The sequence below is a fragment of the Streptomyces sp. NPDC107538 genome (assembly GCF_055657445.1).
The window spans coordinates 476,722-496,214 of sequence record NZ_JBVKAY010000005.1 but is presented as its reverse complement, the minus strand read 5'-3'; the positions used below and the strand labels follow the sequence as shown (position 1 = coordinate 496,214).

Genomic DNA, 19,493 nt, shown 5'->3' with positions numbered 1-19,493 from the left:
CTGTGTACAGATCAGGCAGCGTGCTCGTTGGGGTTGTGCCAAGGGCCGATGACCTTGATAGAGGGCGGCGATACGACAGCGCCGCACTGTCGCGGGTTGTGAACTCGACTGTCTCTGCGACGAGTTCGCAGGGCGTCCCCGTTTGTCTCGGACAGTGCCGCCCTCAGCGTGGGGGCGGAGCTGAGGGGTGGTCCGGTTTTTTCTTGTGGGCGTCCGCCGCCACGCGCGGCACCTTTCGATTCGGCTCGATTCGGCCAAACGTCCAGTGTGCCTGATCGTTCCCGCTTCACCGGCTCCCGTCCGCGCCGATCTCACCGATCTCACCGACTCCAGTCCTATTGGATGTCTATTCATTCCGATGAGTGGCTGGAATTCAGATTTGCGCCTGGGGTTCCGAAGAATGCGAACCGTGCAGCCAACCATCCCGCCAGACCCGGTCACCCCGTCCGTCTCCCCGCAGGGCACCACGCTCGGCTACGCCCTGTTCGCCACCCGCTGGCTCCAGGCACCGCTGTACTTCGGACTCGTCGCGGCACAGGGGGTGTACGTCTACAAGTTCTTCAACGAGCTGTGGACGTTAGTCGTCCGGTGCGTGAGCGGAAGTGCCACCGAGACCTATGTGATGCTCGCGGTGCTCAAGCTGGTCGACGTCGTCATGATCGCCAACCTGCTGATCATGACCATCGTCGGCGGCTACGAGACCTTCGTCTCGCGCATCGGCCTCCAGGGCCACCGCGACCAGCCGGAATGGCTCTCGCACGTCAATTCCAACGTGCTCAAGGTCAAGCTGGCCACCGCCATCGTCGGCATCTCCTCCGTGCATCTGCTGCAGATGTTCGTGGACGTCCACCACACCTCCCACCACGCGCTGCTGTGGGGCACGGTGATCCACATGGCCTTCATCGCCTCGGCGGTGCTGCTGGCGTACATGTCGGGGCCGATGCTGCGCGAGGACAAGGGGCACGGCTCCCACCACGGCGGCCATCACAGCCACCACCACGGGCCGCCGGACGACCCGAAGCCGTCGCCGGCCCGGACCGAGGAGCCCGCCCCCGCCTCCGCCCCCGCCCCCGTGGTCGTGCGGACGCCGCTGCCGATCCCGGCCCAGGCCGGCTCGTCCGAGAACTACCTGGCCCCCGAGAACCGGGCCACCCCCTACGAGACCCGCTTCACGCAGGGCGGGTTCACCCAGGGCGGGACCCGGCTCGTGCGGTACGAGGCCCGGCGCGCGCCGCACGCGGGCGAGAGCGGGGTCGAGGGGCGGGTGCGGGCGGCAGGCTTCCCGTCCCGGAAGCTGCTGGAGGAGTTCGACGAGGGGTACCCGCGCTCCTTCGACCGGCGGCTGCTGGCCCGGCTCGGGACGCTGGACTTCCTGGCCACCGGGCGGAACGTGGTGTTCGTCGGCGCCCCCGGCACCGGCAAGACGCATCTGGCGATCGGGCTCGGCGTACGGGCCTGCCAGGCTGGGCACCGGGTGCTGTTCGCGACCGCCACAGAGTGGGCCGCGCGGCTGGCCGGGGCACGGGCCGAGGGCAGGCTCGCCGAAGAACTGGCCGCGCTCGACGCCTGCCCCCTGCTGATCGTCGACGAGGCCGGCTACCTCCCCTTCGACCCGGACACCGCCCGGCTCTTCTTCCAGCTGATCGCCCACCGCTACGAGAAGGCCTCGCTGATCGTGACCAGCGACCGCCCCCTCGGCCGCTGGGAGGAGATCTTCGGCGGGGCCGCCCCGGCCATGGTGGACCGCCTCGCCCACCACGCCGAGATCGTCCGCCTCGAAGGGGACAGCTACCGGCTGCGTCGCGCTACTTCAGCAGGCTGACGTTCTGGATCAGCGGCCCCTCCACGCTCAGGCCCTCGCCCACCAGCGTGCCGAGTTCGGGGAGGGGCAGGGGCGGGTTCGCCGCGGCCGGGGTGGCGAGCGCGCCCAGCAGGACGACGGCGGCTGCGGCGGTGACGGCGGCGGTGGCGGACGTGGCGAGCTTGGCGAGAGGGCGCATGCGTACGGGTGGCCTTTCGAGCGCAGGAGTCGATCTCGATCGGACACAGGGTGGCTGCCCCACGGCACGGGCCGGGATGCGCCGGGTGCCGTGCTCTCCCTCGTGCGAGGGAAAAACGGGGATGGCCTGCATGAACGCGCACGTACACCCGAACGGGTGAGGGTGGAGAGGCGGTTTGATCGACTCGCTCAGGGCGCGTCGTCCGCCAGCTCCGCGACACCCGTGATCCGGTGCAGCGGGAACGTACGGACCTCGTCCGCCGTGTGGTCGTACGCCGTCACGAAGCCGCCCTCGACCCGGACCGGGGCGATGACACGCTGGCTGGCGGAGCCCTCGGCGTTGACGTAGCCGATCCACAGGGCCTCGCCGGTGAGGACGGCGGCCTGCATGGTCGCGAGGGTCTCGGCGGAACCGGTGCGGGGCAGGGCACCGGACGGTGCCGCGTCGCCGTTCGTCCGGCGGGGCGTGGTGGAGGCGAGATCACCGGCGCGGATGGCACGGATCGCGGCACCCAGCAGGGTGTCGTCCGGCACCGGCGGACCGTCCGGGACGGGCTCCGGGGCCGTACGGGGCGGGGTGCGGTGGGCGTGCGCCCGGGTGATCAGCACGTCGCCCTCCGCCGACTCGGCGGCCGGCGCGTACCCCATCGCCCGCAGCCCGTCGAGCAGCGTCCCCGGGTCCGTCTGCGCGGCGAGGACGGTCGGCGCCAGCCGCCGCAGCCCGAGCCCCTGCGACCGCTTGTCGGCGAGGATCTCGCTGAGCATCGCGTCGTCGTCGCAGCGCACGTACGCCGACGCCGCGCCGATCCGCAGATGGCCGTGGCGCCGGGCCACGTCGTCGATCAGATACGCGAGCGGCTGCGGGACCGGCGTCCGGGAGTGGGCGGTCAGGAAGTCGTGCAGGTCGGAGGCGCTGCGCCCGGCGTCCAGCGCCCGGCGCACGGACCCCGGCGTGAACCGGTAGACCGTCGCACCACCCTTCGACTCCACGTCCGCCAGTACGCCCAGCGCGTCGGCCAGCGGCCGTTTCAGCGGGCCGGGCGCGACGGCCGTCAGGTCCGCCTGGAGCAGGACGTGGTCCAGCGGCTCGGGAAGCAGCGGCGCGAGCAGCCGGGCGGCCCGGGAGGCGGCCGCCGCCTGCTCGGCGACGGGGTCGGGGGCCGGTGCCGGTGCCGGGGCCGGACGCTCCGGCAGCGGGACGTGGTGCGCGGGGAGCTTGTCGCCGGGCGTCTCCGGCAGCTCGGCGCCGGCCGGGGCCTCCTGCGACAGCCCGAGGAGCGCACGGCCGTGCGAGGACAGCGCGCCACGCCCGGTCACCCCGAGCGACTCGGCCTCGGAGAGCGCCCACCGGGCCATCCGGGCCCGCAGATCCTCGCCCTGCCGGGACAGCTGCCCGGACGGCTGCCCGGAAGGCTGCGCGGAGTGCGGCTGGGGCTGTGACTGGGGCTGTGACTGTGGGGGCCCCGGCTGGCCGCCGCGCGTGGGGCGCTCCCAGTGCAGACGGGCCAGTACGGAGTCGGGGGTGGCCGAGGTGCCCTCGGGGAGCCCGGCGAGCAGCGCCAGCACCCGGTGCCGCACCTCGGGCGCCGCCGAACGGTCCAGTCCCGGGCCCAGCGCCGACAACGTACGGTCCTTGGCGTCCCGTTCACCGATCACGCCCGGCGTACGGGTCGCGCTCAGCCAGGCCGTGGCGAGCCGCGCCCAGCGCTCGGCGGCGGGCAGCTCCAGCCACTCGTCGTACGCGGGGGTCGCGGCGTACCGCTCGTCGGCCTCGCCGTCCGAGGCCAACAGCCCGGCGGCGTAGGCGAGTTCGACCCAGAAGGCGGCGACCGGCTCGGGCATGTCGAGGGCCACCGCCGTGCGTTTCAGGTCCCGCACACTGAGCCCGCCCGCGCGCAGGACGCCAGGACCGCCCTCGTCCCAGTCCTTCAGCAGCTCCTCCACGGTCGCCAGCGCGGTGTACGCCTGCCCGGCCGCCGTCGCGTCCACCACCTGTGGGCGGTGCGCGGCCGACGCCTCCACCGGCGGCGGCACCGGCCGGACCTCCCGGTGCGCCCGGCCCGACCGCAGATGCAGGGCGACCTCGCGGGGGATGACGACCGTGCCCGGGGCGGTCGGCAGCAGCAGGCCCCGGTCCAGCAGCCAGCGCAGATGCGCCGCCGGGCTGGCGGTGACCTGGCCGTACGGCGGCCCCCACACCAGCCGCGTCAGGACGTCCAGCGACTCGGCGGGCGCGGTGGCGAGGAGCGCGGCCATCCGGGACCGGTCGGTGAAGAGCGTGGCGAGGGAGGTGACCGCCGAGACCGAGTCATGGGTGCTCGGCAGCCCCGCCGCCCCGACGATCTCCTGCACCCGCCCCGGCGACATGCCCGCCGTGGCCTCCGCGACGGTCGGGCCCAGACCGGTGGGGGACGGGTGCTGCGGCGAGGGCGCGAGCAGCTCACGGGCCGTGCGGACCAGGCGGAGGTGGTCGTCGGCGCCCCAGACGAGCGCCTGGTCGCGCAGGGCGCCGAGGGCGCGGGGCAGCGCGGCGGTCACGGCGGGGTCCGCGTCGTCACCGGCCAGCAGGCCCGCGAGGGTGTCGTACGGCGCCGGGTCGGGGGCCACGGCCAGGGCCTGGGCCGTCTGGAGGGCGAACCGGTCCAGGCGCTCCAGGGCGCGGACGACCGATGCGCGGGTTCCGGCGCGGGTGGCCAGCTGGGTCAGGTCGGTCGGCACGGGGGTGATGAGATCCGGCCGGGCGCGGAGCAGCACGGCGAGCGAGCGGTCGTCCCGTCCGCGTAGGGCTTCCGCCAGGGAACGGGGGGTTCCGCCGGCCGGCGCCGTCTCCGTGGGGGTGTGCTCCTCGGGGCTCATCCGGCCAACGTTAGCGGCTGTGGGGGGCCGGGGCGGCTAGTAGCTCGGGGGTGCGCGGAGGCTGCGCCGAGCTGGGGGCGCCTAACAGCTTGGGGGTGCGGGTCTTCGGGCGGCTGCGGGTCGGTGGGGCTTCTCGCGCAGTTCCCCGCGCCCCTGGAAGGGCTGCGCCCGTTCCAGCGGCATCTCGTCACCGCCGAGCACCCCGCTCGGAGGCGATACCGTCGGAGGACGTATGCGCGCCAACCCCGGAGGGGCTTCGTGGGGATTGAGAGCGACCAGGTCGTCTACGAGTACCTGAGCCGGGTCGGTGATCTGGCTCAGCAGCGGCAGTTGCCGTCGGGCACGCGGATGCGGCTCGTGTCGGGGCTGCGGGACGAGATCGACCGGCGGCGGGCGAAGGCACCGGTCGACAGCCCGGCCGCCGTGCGGCGCATCATCGCCCGCCTGGGTACGCCGGACGAGGTCGTCGAGGCGGCGGGCGCGCCCGGTGACGTACCGGAGCCCCGGGCCGCCGCCGTTCCCGTACAGCGGGACGGGGCCGAGAGCGACGACGAGGGTGCCCGGGAGCGGGGCAAAGGGGTGGGCCGGGGGCTGCGGCGGGTCGTGCCGCGGCCCCGGCCCGCCGATGACGTGGCGCCGCCCGCGGTGCCGGGGGGTGCCGCTCCGCCGCATCTCGCTCCGCTGCATGAGCTGGGGGACGGGGATGTGCAGCCCGACTGGTGGCGGGTCGGCGGAGGTGGTGGGCCCGGTGTGGACATCGGGTTCGGGCTCGGGGACTCCGTGCCGGGGTTCGTCGGCGGGGTGGAGATTCCCGAGCTGTTGAAGCCGCCGCCGGTGAAGGGGGAGGCCGCCGCCGATCAGGGGGCGGGCGAGAAGGAGGCCGTCGCCGCGACTGTCGTGGAGGAGGAGGCTCCTCGGCGGCGGCGTCGGCTGCCGTTGCCCCGGTTGCGGGGTGGGGGTGAGGGCGGGGGCGCGGGGTGGAGCAATCCGTTGTTGCTGCTGGCGGCCGCGTTGTTGGTGGCGGGGGCGGTGATGGGGAGTCTGGTGCCGCTGGGGCTGGGGTGGCTGATCGCCTATCTGTCGCGGAGGCTGTCGCCTGTGGAGTCGAAGTGGGCGGTGATGGGGGTGCCCGGGGTGGTGGCCTCGGGTGGGGTGGTGTGGCTGTGGGGGCGTAGTGACGGGCGGTGGGGGGAGCCCATCGTGCGGGGGCAGATGGATGTGGCGGTGGCCGAGACGTGGCCGTGGGTGCTTCGGGTGGCCGCCGTGTCCTCCGCGCTGTATTTGCTGTGGCGTTCCCAGCGGGCCCGTTGACCAGGCTTTTTCCTCGCCCCCGCCGCCCCTACCCGTCCCATCCCCAGGGGCTGCGCCCCTTCGACCCCCTTTCGCGCTCCGCGCGGGGTGGGTACGTGCGGGTCCGGTGGGGGCCGATCGCGCAGTTCCCCGCGCCCCCACCTTGCTTGCCGGGCAGGGTGCCCTGTCCTTCACCTGCGTTCCGCGTAATTCAGCGGCATAGAGTCACGAATCTACGTTCCGACCTGCGCGGATATCGGTGAGGGCGCCTGAGCGCCGTTTCTCTAGGCGCTGGTGTTGGCGCTGGTCAGCGGGATGCGGGTTCGAGGGCGATGATCTGCTTCGGTGCGGGGATGGAGAGCTTGGCCAGAAGGTCGGTCTGGGGCTTGGTGGGGGTGGTGACCTGCTGGAACAGCCGGTGGGGCCGGTGAACGTGCCGAGGTGGAGCCGGTCGAGTTCGCGGCGGATGGTCGGCCAGGTCGCGCCGGTGGTGGTCTCGGTGATACGGATCAGCAGCAGGGCGAGCCAGCAGGGGATGACGTGTGCGCGTATGCGTTCCTCGAGCCGGTGATAGACGGGCCGTATGTCGATCATCTGCTTCATGTCCCGCCAGCCCCGCCCGACTTCGAGGAGTTGTTTGTAACCGAGGGCGATGTCTTCGGCGGACAGGTGCGGGTCGGGGCATCGCAGCAGGTGGCCGGCAGGCCGTGCGGGTTGAGGGCCCGGTGGGCGGTGGGTGCCCTGGAAGGCGACGGCGTGCCGGTCACTCGCACGGGTGATGTTGGTCGAAGGCGTGGGCGGGAGGGGAACGGGGTGTCTAGGTTCGCGGCATGTCACGTTTCCGGATGTATCCGTCGCGCGCGCAGGCCGAGCAGATGCTCACGCACTGCGCGCACGCGCGCTACGTCTGGAATCTCGCTGTCGAGCAGCATGCGCACTGGCGGCGGTGGCGCAAGAGCGCGCCGGGTTTCGTGGAGCAGTGTCGTCAGCTCACCGAGGCGCGGCGGGAGAACGCGTGGCTGGGTGCGGGAAACGCGGATGTGCAGCAGCAGGCGCTCAAGGACTTCGCCAGGGCCAAGAACGCGCGCTTCACGTCCGGGTTCGGTGAGCCGACCTGGCGCAGGAAGCACGTGCACGAGGGTTTCCGGGTCATCGGCACCGACCGCGTACCGGAATACCACGTAGACGGGTCGCCGAGGCTGAACGCGAAGACCGGCAGGCAGGTCATGGGCCGCTCGGTGGTCGTGCAGAAGCTGAACCGGCGGTGGGCGCAGGTGAAGGTGCCCGGCTGCGGCTGGGTCCGCTTCCGCCTCAGCGCACAGGGCAAGGGCGCGAAGCTGCCCGACGCCAAGACGTTCCGGGTCACCTTCCGCAACGGGCAGTGGCATGTGGCGTTCGCCGTGATCCCCGGTCCGGTCGAGGGGCCGGGCACGGGCGAGGTGATCGGCATCGACCGGGGCGTCACCGTCACCGCCGCCCTTTCCGACGGACGGAAACTGAACTGCCCCCAGCTCACCACCCGCGAGCGGGCGCAGATCCGCAAGCACCAGCGGCGGGCCGCTCGCGCGAAGAAGGGCAGCCCGGAGAAGACCGCCGAGTACGCGAAGGCCGCCAAGCTGAAGGCGCGGGAGGCGAACCGGCGCAAGGACTGGTGCGAGAAGACCTCGACCATGCTCGCCCGCTCCTACGACCTGGTGCGGTTCGAGAAGCTGAACATCAAGACAATGACCGCCAAGGCCAAGGCGAAGCCCGACCCTGACCAGCCCGGCCAGTACCTCAAGAACGGCCGGGCCGCGAAAGCCGGACTCAACCGGGGCATCCTCGCCCAAGGATGGGGTCTGCTGCGGCAGCGCACCGGACACAAGGCCCCCGGCCGGGTCGAGGACGTTCCCGCCCCCTACACGTCTCTGCGGTGCAGTGCCTGCTGGGGGCACCTCCCACGCCCTTAAGGCAGTGGGGGAGGATCGACAAGAACTCACGCAAGAGCCAAGCCGAGTTCGAGTGTTCCTCCTGCGGCTTCACCTGCAACGCGGACACCAACGCAGCAATCAACGTCGCGGCAGGACAGGGCGGGATCCCCCGCCCCCGGCGCACAGCCGGTGCCGGAGGGACGACACCGCCCAACCAGCGGCCGAGCGTCCGTGAACCTCAACCCGCATGGGTTGGAATCCCCCTCTTTTGAAGAGGAGGAGGATGTCAAAATGGTCGGTATGGACTCTCGCGTGCTGACCGTCGGGTTTGATCTCGACATGACGTTGATCGACTCGCGGCCGGGGATTCACGCCTGCTATGTGGCGTTGGCGGCGCGGACGGGGGCGTACATAGACGCCGATCTGGCGATCACACGGCTGGGGCCGCCGCTCGCGGAGGAGCTGGCGCACTGGTTCCCGGCGGCGGAGATCCCGGCGATGGCGGACCTGTACCGGGAGATGTACCCGGCGATCGCGATCGCCGCGACCCCCGCGATGCCGGGCGCGCCGGAGGCGATCGCGGCGGTCCGGGCCGCCGGTGGCCGGGCGATCGTGGTCACCGCCAAGTACGAGCCCAACGCCAAGCTGCACCTGGAGCACCTCGGGATGGAGCCCGACCGACTCGTCGGGGACCTGTGGGCGGAGGCCAAGGCGGACGCGCTGCGCGAGCACGGCGCGACCGTGTACGTCGGCGACCACACCGGCGACGTACGCGGCGCGCGCACCGCACAGGCGTACGCGGTCGCCGTCGCCACCGGCCCCTGCGACGAGCGGGAGCTGCGCGAGGCCGGCGCCGATGTCGTGCTCACGGATCTGACCGCGTTCCCGGAGTGGCTCAGGAGCCACCGTCCCCTGGACTAGAAACGCGCCTCGCGGGCCCTTCTGCGGCCCGCCGCCACGGACTGGAGGACTCCCGCGCCCGCGATGAGGAATCCGACGCCCATCAGCATGCTCAGGACGAACATGTAAGTGGGGAACGGATTCGTTCCGAGGAAGAGCGGGGCCACGGTGACGAGTGTGGCCACGGCGCCGACGATGAAGACGACGGCACCGGCACGGATCAGCCGGTCACCGGGTTCGGCGGAATTCGGTTGGGTTTTGTCACGCACCCGACCAGGGTAGTTCCCAGCGCGAGGGAACAGTCGGCCGACGTCTTGTCACCCGCCCCCGGACCAATAGGCTGGGGACCGGCGGGTCCGACGACCCGCTGTAGTGCTGTCCAGAGCAGTTTGCACACACCGAGAACACATTTCAGACGCAGTTTCCGACGAGTACGAGGACGAGGACAGACGTGCCTACCGGCAAGGTCAAATGGTTCAACAGTGAGAAGGGCTTCGGCTTTCTCTCCCGTGACGACGGCGGTGACGTCTTCGTCCACTCCTCCGTACTGCCCGCCGGTGTCGACACCCTGAAGCCGGGCCAGAAGGTCGAGTTCGGAGTCGTCGCGGGTCAGCGCGGCGACCAGGCTCTCTCCGTGACGATTCTGGAACCGGCCCCCTCGGTCGCCGCCGCGCAGCGCAAGAAGCCCGACGAACTGGCCTCGATCGTGCAGGACCTGACGACGCTGCTGGAGAACATCACGCCGATGCTGGAGCGGGGCCGCTATCCCGAGCGCACCGCGGGCAAGAAGATCGCGGGCCTGCTGCGCGCCGTCGCCGACCAGTTGGACGTATAGCGCCGGGTAGGCGCGTCAACTGCGAGGGTTCTTACGGGAATTCGAGTGCGTCCGGGCCGAGGGGCGGTACCAGTCCCTCGGCCGCCGCGCGGGTGAGCAGGCCCCTGACCGCCGCGTAGCCGTCCTCGCCGAGGTCGGCGGTGAACTCGTTGACGTACAGGCCGATGTGCTGGTCGGCGACGGCCGGGTCCATCTCCTGGGCGTGTTCGAGGACGTACGGGCGGGAGGCCTCGGGGTTGTCCCAGGCCGCGCGGACCGAGGCGCGGATCGTCTCGGCGAGAGAGGTCAGCGTCTCCTCGCCCAGCGAGCGCTTCGCGATGATCGCGCCCAGCGGGATCGGCAGACCCGTGGTGTCCTCCCAGTGCTCGCCCATGTCGGCGAGCTTGTGCAGGCCGTAGTTCCGGTACGTGAAGCGGGCCTCGTGGATGACGAGACCGGCGTCGACCTTCCCGTCCCGCACGGCCGGCATGATCTCGTGGAACGGCATCACCACGATCTCGCCGACCCCGCCGGGCAGCGTGTCCGCCGCCCACAGGCGGAAGAGGAGATACGCCGTCGACCGCTCGCTCGGCACCGCCACCGTACGGCCGGTGAGGTCCGTGCCCGGCTCCCGGGTCAGCACCAGCGGACCGCACCCCCGGCCGAGCGCACCGCCGCAGGGCAGCAGCGCGTACGTGTCGAGGACGTACGGCAGGACGGCGTACGACACCTTCAGTACGTCGAGGTCGCCGCGTTCGGCCATGCCGTTGGTGAGGTCGATGTCCGCGAACGTCACCTCCGGCGCGGGCGCGCCCGGGATCCGGCCGTGGGCCCACGCGTCGAAGACGAAGGTGTCGTTGGGGCACGGCGAGTACGCCATCCGCAGCGTGCCGGTCGGCGCGTCAGCGTTCGTCAGGCTCTTGGGGGTCATGGGGGTCATGTGGGTTCCAACTCTCCAGTGCGGGTGTCAGCTTCCCGAAGGCGTCGGTGAGTGCGGTCAGCGCGTCGCCGATGCGCCAGGCGGCGCGGTCGCGGGGGCCCACCGGGTTGGAGACGGCGCGCAGTTCGAGGACGGGCGTGGTGTGCGCGGCGGCGGCCTCGGCGACGCCGAAGCCCTCCATCGCCTCCGCCAGCGCGCGCGGGTGGCGGGCGCGCAGGGCCGTCGCGCGCTCCGCGCTGCCGGTGACCGTGGAGACCGTGAGCACGGTCCCGGTACGGGCGCCGGTGGCGGTCGCGGCGGCGTGTACGAGGGCGGGCGGCGGGTGGTGGGTGACGGTGCCGAAGCCCAGGTCGGTGACCGGGAGGAAGCCGTCCGGTGTCTCCGGTGTCCGAGCTGTCTCCGCGCCCAGGTCGGCCGCCGTGATCTCGTCGGCGAGGACGAGCGAGCCGAGGGGCGCCTCGGGTGCGAAGCCGCCCGCGATCCCGGTGGACACGACCAGCCCGTACGGCCGCCCCGCCAGGACCGCGGCGGTCAGCGCCCCGGCGGTGGAGGCGGCGGCGAGGGCGGGGCCGACACCGGCGGCGAGGAGGTCGTACTCCAGGCCGGCGACCCGGTGGCCGTGGAGGGTCGCGGCCGGGAGGCGGAGTTCGGTGCCGGGGCCCGGAAACGCTCGTGCCACCGCGTCCCGTTCGGCGGGGACGGCGGTGGCCACGAGGATGCGCATGGGCGGCGGCAGGGGATCAGGCGTCCGGGTTCTTCAGCTCGAAGTTCCACACGCCCTTGATCTCCGAGCCCGCCTCGTTCTGCTCGACGATGCTGATCGTCAGCGACTTCTGGGCGGTCTGGCCGGGCTGGGCGGCGAAGAGACCGGGGTTCTCGAAGGACCAGTAGGTCTTGTCGAACGTCTCGCTGGTGGCCTGCTCCCCGTTGATCCACAGGGCCCAGCCCGTGTCCGCCACCTCCGGGTCGACACCGATGCGCAGGGCCTTGCCCTCCGGCAGCTCGATCGACTTGGAGGGCTTCTCCTGCGCGCACTCCCTGGCCTGGGCGGTGTCGAGGGTCCGGTAGCACGCGGCCTCGGCGCTGATCGAGTCGGTGCCGATCGTGACGGTGGCCATCGGCGTCGGCTCATCGCAGGCCGACAGGACGAGAAGTCCGGCGGAAACGGCGCCGAGAGTGGCTGCGGCGCGACGGGAACGCGGGAAGGTCATGGGCGAAGGCTATCTGGCATGTCCAGGGGTGCCCCTACGTGGGGTACGGCGTGCCGGTACGCGGGGGGCGGAGAGCTGGTACGCGGGGTGCGGAGAGTTGGTACGTGCGGTGCGGCGTGCCGGGTCGGCCGGGGCGTGCGCGGGGGCTCGGTCAGGCCACGCGGGCGCGGGGGGCGCCGCCGTGCCGGGCGGAGGAGAGGAGGCCGCGGACCGTGGTGAGCCAGCCGGCCGCGACGATCGTGGCGGCCACGGCCATCCCGAGGGTGCCGTTGAGGGGGAGGGCGATACCGATGGCGCCGCCGACCACCCACGACATCTGCAGCAGGGTCTCGGAGCGGGCGAACGCGGAGGTCCGGACGAGTTCGGGGACGTCCCGCTGGATCAGGGCGTCCAGGGACAGCTTCGACAGGGCCTGCGAGAAACCGGCGACCGCGGCGAGGAAGGCGACGAAGAACCAGCCGAAGAACAGGGTCGCCGTGATCGCCACCCCGAGTTCGACGCCGACGACGGTCACGATGATCAGCTCCGGCGAGCGCTGCTTCGCCCACGCCCCCACGGCCGTGCCCAGCGCGTTGCCCGCCCCGGCCGCGACCGCCACCATGCCCAGGGAGACGGCGGCGCTCTGCCCGTGCAGGGGATGGATGCGCAGCAGGAACGCCAGATAGAAGATCAGGAATCCGGAGAGGCCGCGCAGGGCGGCGTTCGCGGCGAGCGCGTGCGTGACCGCCGGGCCGACCGTCCGCAGACCCGGCCGTTTGAGGGTGCTGCTGCGGTGCGGGCCGTGCAGATGCTCGGGGTCCGCCGCGAGCAGGGCCCGGTCCTCGCCCTTCGCCGAGTCCACCTTCGCGGGGAGCGTGAAGGACAGGACCGTACCCGCGACGAAGATCACGAAGGCGCCGTAGAGCGGCCAGCGCGGGCCGAGCGCCTGCAGTCCGGCGCCGATGGGCGCGGCGACGCCGGTGGCGAGCAGTCCGCAGAGGGTGACCCGGGAGTTGGCCTTCACCAGGGAGAACCGTGGTGGCAGGAGACGGGGGACGACCGCGCTGCGGACCACCCCGTACGCCTTCGACGCGACCAGGACGCCCAGGGCGGCCGGGTACAGCTCGATGCCGCCGGTCTCTACGGCGCCGACGAGGACCAGCGCGAGGAACGCCCTGGCCAGCATCGCGCCGGCCATCGCGGCGCGGCGGCCGTGCGGGAGGCGGTCCAGGAGGGGGCCGACTACGGGGGCGAGGAGGGCGAAGGGGGCGAGGGTGATGGCGAGGTAGAGGGCGACGCGGCCGCGGGCCTCGTCGGTGGGGACGGAGAAGAAGACGGTGGAGGCGAGGGAGACGGTGATCATCACATCGCCCGCGCCGTTCACACCGTGCAGTTCGATGAGTTTGCCGAGGCCGGACTCGCCGGCGCCGTGGGCGTGCGTGGCCCTGCGGATGCCGCGGGCCGGGCCGGTGAACGGGAGGTGCAGGGCGCGGCCCATCGAGCGGACGGCGCCGGTCACCCGACCCGATCCGCGCGCTCCGCTCCGCTCGGCGCCGGTCACCTCGTCATAGTGCCCCGAGAACGGGGGGCGTAGTGCGTTTGCCGCGCGGATGGCTGTGGGAGGGCGCCTCATAGCTCGGGGGTGCGGGTCGCTTTGGCGGGTGCGGGTGCGGGTGCGGGTGCGGGTGCGGGTGCGGGTGCGTGGGGCTTCTCGCGCAGTTCCCCGCGCCCCTGAAAAGCACGGGCTGCGCCCCGTGCTTTTCAGGCCCACCGCCGGTCGCCTGAGGGCTACGGGGACCTGGCATCTTTTAGGGGCGCGGGGAACTGCGCGGTCAGCCCCCACCGGGCCCGCGCCTGCCCACGAAATCGCACCCCCGAGCCCCCAGGCACCCCGTTCAAGCCAACCCCCGCCCAACCCCAGCGGAGCCGAACCGTACGTCGGTGTGGGCGTGGAGCCCGGGAGAAGGTAGCGTGCATAGCGCGCCTGCGGCGGTTGTTCTCGGCCGCGCGCCTCTCGTTCATCCCGCAGAATGGATGACATAGGTGCGCCCGAGTGCGATCGGGCGCGGACGTCGACGCGGCCCCCTGGTCCGCTCCGTCCGCACCCCCCGCCGAGGGAGGCGCACTCGTGAGACGGCGTAGGAGAGAAGCGATACCTGTGAGCGCAGCGACAACGCGAAGCCGCACCCCCGACCGTCTGTGCGCCGAGGCCGTCGACCTCGCCCGCTCCGCCGCCGAGGAGGCCGCCGCGCCAGGCGTGGTCGGCGAGCACGCGGGGCTCGTCTCCGAGGGCGACCGGGTCGTGACGCACTTCTTCGAATGCAAGGAGATGGGCTACCGGGGCTGGCGCTGGGCCGTCACCGTCGCCCGTGCCTCCCGCGCGAAGTTCGTGACGCTGGACGAGGTCGTGCTGCTGCCCGGCCCCGACGCGCTGCTCGCGCCGGAGTGGGTGCCGTGGAGCGAGCGGCTGCGGCCCGGTGACATGGGCCCCGGCGATCTGCTGCCCACGGACGCCGAGGATCTGCGGCTGGAGCCCGGGTTCTCCGGCGAGGACGAGCCGCTGCCGAACTCGCCGGTCTCGCACGACATGGCCGAGCTGGTGGAGGCGGAGGACGCCGAGGTCACCGGTGGGGTGCCGGCGAACCTGCCGTTCGCGCCGACCCGTGGGTCGATCGCCGCGGTCGCCGAGGAACTGGGGATGCGGCGGGCCCGCGTCCTGTCCCGGTACGGGCTGCACACGGCCGCGGACCGGTGGGAGGAGGGGTTCGGGGCGAAGACCGCGATGGCGCAGGCCGCGCCCGCCGCGTGTGTGAGCTGTGGATTCCTCGTGCCGATCGGTGGGTCGCTGGGGCAGGCCTTCGGGGTGTGCGCGAACGAGTTCGCTCCGGCGGACGGGCGGATGGTGTCGCTGACGTACGGGTGCGGGGGGCACTCCGAGGCGGCGGTCATGCCGGCCCCGCCCCGGCCGGCGCCGCCGCGGCTCGACGAGACCCGGGTGGATCCCTTCCCGCTGCGGCCGTCGCCCGATTCCGGGTCGGTGTCCGTGGGCGCGGAGGAGGCTGACTCCGAGGCCGACCTGGGGCATTCGTAGGGCGCCTCATAGCTCGGGGGGCGGGTTCGGTTGGCGGGTGCGGCTCCGGTGGGGCTTCTCGCGCAGTTCCCCGCGCCCCTGAAAAACCAGGCCCTGCGGGCCTGAAAGGCGGCGGGGCGGCGGGTTGGAAGGCGGCGGGGCGGCGGGCTGAAAAGCATGGGGCGTAGCCCCTGCTTTTCAGGGGCGCGGGGAACTGCGCGACCAGCCCCCACCGGACCCGCACCCGCCCACGTACCAGCTACCCCCCACCCCCCTGGGCGCCCGGCCCAAGCAGCGCAGCGACCCGGTACCTTCGGGGGCACCAGGCGACAGGGAGAAGTGACCGTGAGCAAGTTCGTGCGACCGGCGGCCGAGGGCGCGGACCCGTTCGGGACGGCTCGGCTGCGGCGGGGCGTGCTCGACGCCTGGGCCACCAGCCCGGCCCGGTTCCGTGAGGACGCCAACGCCGAGGAGGACCTCGTCCTCGGCGGCTACCGGGACCGGCTCGTCGTGGAGCTGGCGCAGAACGCCGCCGACGCGGCGGCTCGCGCCAAGGTCCCGGGGCGGCTGCGGCTGACCCTGCGCGACGGTGTCCTCGTCGCCGCCAACACCGGCGCCCCGTTGGACGCGGGCGGCGTCGAGTCGCTGTCCACGCTCCGGGCGTCCGCGAAGCGGGAACCCGCGGACGGGGCCGGCGGTGCCGTGGGCCGGTTCGGTGTCGGCTTCGCCGCCGTGCTCTCCGTCACCGACGAGCCCGCCGTCGTCGGGCGGCACGGCGGTATCCGCTGGTCGCTCGCCGAGGCCCGGCTGCTCGCCGCCGACACCGCCCGGCACAGCCCCGGCCTGGGGGACGAGATCCGCCGCCGGGACGGCCATGTGCCGCTGCTGCGGCTGCCGTTCGCGGCCGAGGGCTCCGCCCCGGACACGTACGACACCGTCGTCATCCTGCCGCTGCGCGACACCGCCGCCGCCGATCTCGCCGAGCGGCTGCTGCACGCGGTCGACGACGCGCTGCTGCTCGCCCTGCCCGGCCTCGACGAGGTCGTCATCGAGGTCGGCGCCGATGAGGCGCGGACGCTGCGACGGCGCGTGGAGGGGGCGTACGTCGTCGTCGAGGACTCGCGGGACGGGGTCACGCGCTGGCGCACGGCCGCCGAGCACGGGTCGATCGAGGCCGAGCTGCTCGCCGAGCGGCCCGTCGAGGAGCGGCTGCGCCCGTACTGGTCCGTCACCTGGGCCGTACCGACCGGGCCCGAGGGGGCGCCGGTCCGGCCGCGCACCAGCCCCGTCGTGCACGCGCCCACGCCCAGCGACGAGGCCCTCGGCGTTCCCGCGCTGCTCATCGCCTCCTTCCCGCTGGACACCACCCGGCGGCACACGGCGCCCGGGCCGCTCACCGACTTCCTGGTGCAGCGCGCGGCCGACGCGTACGCCGGGCTGCTCGCCGCCTGGGAACCGGTGGGCGAGGGGATCATCGACCTCGTACCCGGCCCGCTGGGCAAGGGGGAACTGGACGGGGCGCTGCGCCAGGCGATCCTGGAGCGGCTGCCGCGGACCGCCTTCCTGCCGCGCGCGGTGGCCCCGGAACCCGACGACGAGCCGGATGATATTTCGGGATTGCCCGACATCTCCGAGCCGTCCGTGGCCATCCGGCCCCGGGACGCCGAGGTCGTCGAGGGGGCGGGTGCCGAGACCGTACGGGTCCTCGCCGACGTGCTCCCCAGCCTGCTGCCCGCCGGGCTCGAACGGCGCGTGGAGCTGCGCACGCTGGGCGTCGCGCGCCTGCCGCTGGGCGACGCCATCGACCGGCTCGCGGGCCTGGAGAAGGCCCCCGACTGGTGGCGGCGGCTCTACGACAGCCTCGCCGGGGTCGACCCGGACCGGCTCTCCGGCCTCCCGGTGCCGCTTGCCGACGGGCGCACGACCATCGGCCCCCGGCAGGTGCTGCTCCCCACCCCCGACGGCCCGCAGACAGCCCCCGAGACCCTCGCCCGCCTGGGCCTCAAGGTCGCGCACCCGGATGCCGCGCACCCGCTCCTGGAGAAGCTGGGCGCGCTGCCCGCGACCCCGCGCGCCGTGCTCACCACCCCGCAGGTACGGGCGGCCGTGGCCGCGTCCCTGGACGACGACGGCGGGGTGTGGGACGAGGAGGACGGCCGGCCGGACGCCGACGAACTGGCGGACCTGGTCCTCGCGTTGGTCCGTGACGCGGCCCTCGACCCCGGTGACGAGCCCTGGCTCGGCGCCCTCGCCCTCACCGACGAGGACGGCGAACTGGCGCCCGCCGGTGAACTCGTCCTCCCCGGCAGCCCCTTCGCCCGCGTCATGCGCGAGGACGAACTCGCCTTCGTGGACGCCGAACTGGCCGACCGCTGGGGCGAACAGCCCTTGGCCGCCTGCGGAGTTCTGGCGAACTTCGCCCTCGTCCGCGCCACCGATGTCGTCCTCGACCCGGACGAACTGGAGCCGCGCGACGGGGACTTCGCCGAACCCGACGACGCCGGGCTGCTGGACGCGGTGGACGTGTGGTCCGAGGACATCCTCGACCGGTTCCCGGACAGCCCCGTACCGCCGGTCGCGACGGAGATCGTGGCCGTGCGCGACCTGGACCTCGTCGACGAGGACCGCTGGCCGGAGGCGCTCGCCCTGCTCGCGAAGCCGCCGCTGCGCGACGCCCTCGTACAGCCGGTGCGCGTGCTGCTCCCGGACGGCACGCACGAGGTCGTCCGCCCCTACACCGCCTGGTGGCTGCGCGGGCACCCGGTCCTCGACGGCCGCCGCCCGGCGGGCCTCCTCGCGGCCGGCGGCGACCCGCTGCTGCACGGCCTGTACGACGAGGCCGACGCCACCGGCTTCGACGACGAGCAGGTCCTGCGGGCGCTCGGCGTCCGCACCTCGGTGGCCGCGCTGCTCGACGAACCGGGCGGCGCCGCCGAACTGCTGGACCGCCTGGCCGACCCGGACCTGCCGGTGGGCGCCGCCCAACTGCACGGGCTGTACGGGGCGTTGGCCGACCTTGACCCCGAACAGGTCACTCTTCCGGATGAGTTGCGCGCGGTGATGGACGGCGAGGTGACCGTCGTGGACGCGGCCGACGCCGTGGTCGTCGACTCGCCCGACCTGTTGCCGTTCACCTCCGGGGTGCCCCTGCTCCCCGTACGGCCGTCCCGGGCCGCCGAGCTGGCCGAACTGTTCCAGGTGCGGCGGCTCAGCGAGTCGGTGACGGGCGAGGTGGACTCACAGGGCACGGCGCACGACGTACCGGAGCCGGTGCGGGTCCTGCTGGGCCCGGCCACCCCTTCCTCCTACGTCGAGCACGAGGAACTGGTCGTGGACGGTGTCGAGTTGGACTGGCGCCGCACCCGGGACGGTGTCCTGCACGCCGCCACCCTGGAGGGCGTCGCGGCCGGTCTCGCCTGGGCGGCGGGCCAGTGGCCCCGCCGCTTCGAGGTCGCGGCTCTGCTCGAAGACCCGTCCAGGACGGCGGAGTTGGCCCGGGACCGCTGGTTCGACTGAGGGGCGCCGCCGGGTAAACCTATGCGATGTGATCTGCGCAACAATCGCAACGCTTCTTCACAACTCGTACAACCATTCCCATGCGTCCCGTGTCTGGTCTGGTGAGCCATCCGGCTCTCCAGACACAACGTGGGGAAAACATTGCACAAGCGTGCCATCGTGGGGGCCGTCACCGGCGCCCTGGCCCTGACCGCTTTCGTCGCCCCGGCCGCGCAGGCCGCTCCGACCGCCGGGGACACGAAGATCTCCAACGTCGTGGTCAACGGCGGTAAGTCGGTCGTCGTGGGTACCGGCAAGAAGACCTTCACGGTCTCCTTCAATGCCTCGGACGACTCGGGCATCAGCCTGAAGGACGTCACCGTGGTCCTGTACCACGGCGCGAGCCTGGACACCTCCGACAGCGGCGCCGTCGCCAACGGCAATGACAAGAGCCGCGCCACCTGCACGAAGGTGAACTCCACGACGGCGTCCTGCAAGGCGAGCTTCACCGTCGAGACGCAGGAGAACCTGATCAACTCGGTGGCCGGCACCTGGAAGGCCTGGGCGTTCGCCTGGGCCAACGACGACGACAACGTCGAGAAGGACCCGGCCAAGACCTTCAAGATCCAGCGCCAGACGAAGCTCACCGGCGCCAACGCCTCTCCGGAGCCGGTCAAGAAGGGCAAGACCATCACGGTCACCAGCAAGCTGACCCGCGCCAACTGGGACACCGAGAAGTTCCCGGCGTACGGCGGCCAGTCGGCGAAGCTGCAGTTCAAGAAGGCGGGCACGTCCACCTACAAGGACGTCAAGTCGGTCAAGTCGTCCTCCACGGGCGCCCTGAAGACCACGGTCAAGGCGTCCGCGGACGGTTCGTACCGTTACGTCTTCGCCGGCAGCTCGGGCACGGCGGCCGTGACCTCGGCGGCCGACGCCATCGACGTGAAGTAGGGCGGGCGACCGCCGGGGGACGTGCCGGGCGCACCGGGGCGTCCCCCACCCGCATAGCCCGCGGGTCGACCGACCCGC

General features: G+C 72.8%; 16 protein-coding genes and 1 pseudogene. 9 read left to right on the top strand and 8 right to left on the bottom strand.

Annotated elements, in window-relative coordinates:
• The first annotated feature begins 400 nt into the window (after positions 1–400).
• Complete coding sequence (gene istB, locus ACZ7MG_RS20595; RefSeq protein WP_471388927.1) at positions 401–1,822, top strand: IS21-like element helper ATPase IstB; 1,422 nt, start codon at positions 401–403, stop codon at positions 1,820–1,822.
• Here the strand turns inward: istB and ACZ7MG_RS20590 are convergent.
• A complete protein-coding gene (locus tag ACZ7MG_RS20590; protein ID WP_471388930.1) occupies positions 1,806–2,000 on the bottom strand; it encodes a hypothetical protein in 195 nt (64 codons plus the stop codon). The two genes, istB and ACZ7MG_RS20590, sit on opposite strands and share 17 nt — an antisense overlap.
• Positions 2,001–2,188: 188 nt before the next feature.
• Complete coding sequence (locus tag ACZ7MG_RS20585; RefSeq protein WP_471388933.1) at positions 2,189–4,855, bottom strand: helicase-associated domain-containing protein; 2,667 nt, start codon at positions 4,853–4,855, stop codon at positions 2,189–2,191.
• 258 nt (positions 4,856–5,113) lie between these two features.
• On the opposite strand from ACZ7MG_RS20585, the gene ACZ7MG_RS20580 reads away from it, so the two are divergent.
• Positions 5,114–6,166: a hypothetical protein gene (locus ACZ7MG_RS20580; RefSeq protein WP_471388936.1), complete on the top strand. Its 1,053-nt coding sequence runs from the start codon at positions 5,114–5,116 to the stop codon at positions 6,164–6,166.
• A gap of 286 nt (positions 6,167–6,452) precedes the next feature.
• On the opposite strand, the pseudogene ACZ7MG_RS20575 reads toward ACZ7MG_RS20580, so the two are convergent.
• Positions 6,453–6,841, bottom strand: a pseudogene (locus ACZ7MG_RS20575) (IS1634 family transposase); the annotation flags it as partial.
• A 134-nt stretch (positions 6,842–6,975) separates the two neighbouring features.
• Between ACZ7MG_RS20575 and ACZ7MG_RS20570 the strand changes: the two are divergent.
• From ACZ7MG_RS20570 to ACZ7MG_RS20560, 3 genes are read left to right on the top strand one after another with little or no spacing between them, the layout of a single operon-like run.
• Entirely contained in the window at positions 6,976–8,094 is a 1,119-nt protein-coding gene (locus ACZ7MG_RS20570) for an RNA-guided endonuclease InsQ/TnpB family protein (RefSeq protein WP_471388938.1), read from the top strand.
• Positions 7,977–8,327, top strand: a complete 351-nt coding sequence (locus ACZ7MG_RS20565) for a zinc ribbon domain-containing protein (RefSeq protein WP_471388940.1) — start codon at positions 7,977–7,979, stop codon at positions 8,325–8,327. The genes ACZ7MG_RS20570 and ACZ7MG_RS20565 overlap by 118 nt, the downstream gene beginning before the upstream one ends.
• 28 nt (positions 8,328–8,355) lie before the next feature.
• Entirely contained in the window at positions 8,356–8,976 is a 621-nt protein-coding gene (locus tag ACZ7MG_RS20560; protein ID WP_471388943.1) for an HAD family hydrolase, read from the top strand.
• On the opposite strand, the gene ACZ7MG_RS20555 is transcribed toward ACZ7MG_RS20560, so the two are convergent.
• A complete protein-coding gene (locus ACZ7MG_RS20555; RefSeq protein ID WP_471388946.1) occupies positions 8,973–9,224 on the bottom strand; it encodes a hypothetical protein in 252 nt (83 codons plus the stop codon). The two genes, ACZ7MG_RS20560 and ACZ7MG_RS20555, sit on opposite strands and share 4 nt — an antisense overlap.
• A 182-nt stretch (positions 9,225–9,406) precedes the next feature.
• Between ACZ7MG_RS20555 and ACZ7MG_RS20550 the strand changes: the two genes are divergently transcribed.
• Positions 9,407–9,790 (top strand): cold-shock protein, encoded by a 384-nt coding sequence (locus tag ACZ7MG_RS20550; protein ID WP_086764151.1) that lies wholly within the window; start codon positions 9,407–9,409, stop codon positions 9,788–9,790.
• 31 nt (positions 9,791–9,821) lie between these two features.
• Here the strand turns inward: ACZ7MG_RS20550 and ACZ7MG_RS20545 are convergent, their stop codons facing one another.
• From ACZ7MG_RS20545 to ACZ7MG_RS20530, 4 genes are all read right to left on the bottom strand, one after another.
• Entirely contained in the window at positions 9,822–10,700 is an 879-nt protein-coding gene (locus ACZ7MG_RS20545) for a 1,4-dihydroxy-6-naphthoate synthase (RefSeq protein WP_471389175.1), read from the bottom strand.
• Positions 10,672–11,433 carry a futalosine hydrolase gene (locus ACZ7MG_RS20540; protein WP_471388950.1) on the bottom strand — a complete coding sequence of 254 codons (762 nt, stop codon included), beginning with the start codon at positions 11,431–11,433 and terminating at the stop codon, positions 10,672–10,674. Before ACZ7MG_RS20540 ends, ACZ7MG_RS20545 begins: the two co-directional genes overlap by 29 nt.
• Before the next feature lie 16 nt (positions 11,434–11,449).
• A complete protein-coding gene (locus ACZ7MG_RS20535) occupies positions 11,450–11,920 on the bottom strand; it encodes a hypothetical protein (protein ID WP_471388953.1) in 471 nt (156 codons plus the stop codon).
• 151 nt (positions 11,921–12,071) lie between these two features.
• Positions 12,072–13,418, bottom strand: a complete 1,347-nt coding sequence (locus ACZ7MG_RS20530) for an MFS transporter (RefSeq protein WP_471388956.1) — start codon at positions 13,416–13,418, stop codon at positions 12,072–12,074.
• A 639-nt stretch (positions 13,419–14,057) separates the two neighbouring features.
• On the opposite strand from ACZ7MG_RS20530, the gene ACZ7MG_RS20525 reads away from it, so the two are divergent.
• The 3 genes from ACZ7MG_RS20525 (at position 14,058) to ACZ7MG_RS20515 (ending at position 19,415) form a co-directional block, all read left to right on the top strand.
• Positions 14,058–14,990, top strand: a complete 933-nt coding sequence (locus ACZ7MG_RS20525) for a DUF3027 domain-containing protein (RefSeq protein ID WP_471388959.1) — start codon at positions 14,058–14,060, stop codon at positions 14,988–14,990.
• Positions 14,991–15,314: 324 nt separating this feature from the next.
• On the top strand, positions 15,315–18,485 hold the full coding sequence (locus ACZ7MG_RS20520; protein WP_471388962.1) for a sacsin N-terminal ATP-binding-like domain-containing protein: 3,171 nt from the start codon (positions 15,315–15,317) through the stop codon (positions 18,483–18,485).
• Between the two features lie 141 nt (positions 18,486–18,626).
• Positions 18,627–19,415 (top strand): DUF5707 domain-containing protein, encoded by a 789-nt coding sequence (locus ACZ7MG_RS20515; protein ID WP_471388965.1) that lies wholly within the window; start codon positions 18,627–18,629, stop codon positions 19,413–19,415.
• The last annotated feature ends 78 nt before the right edge of the window (positions 19,416–19,493 follow it).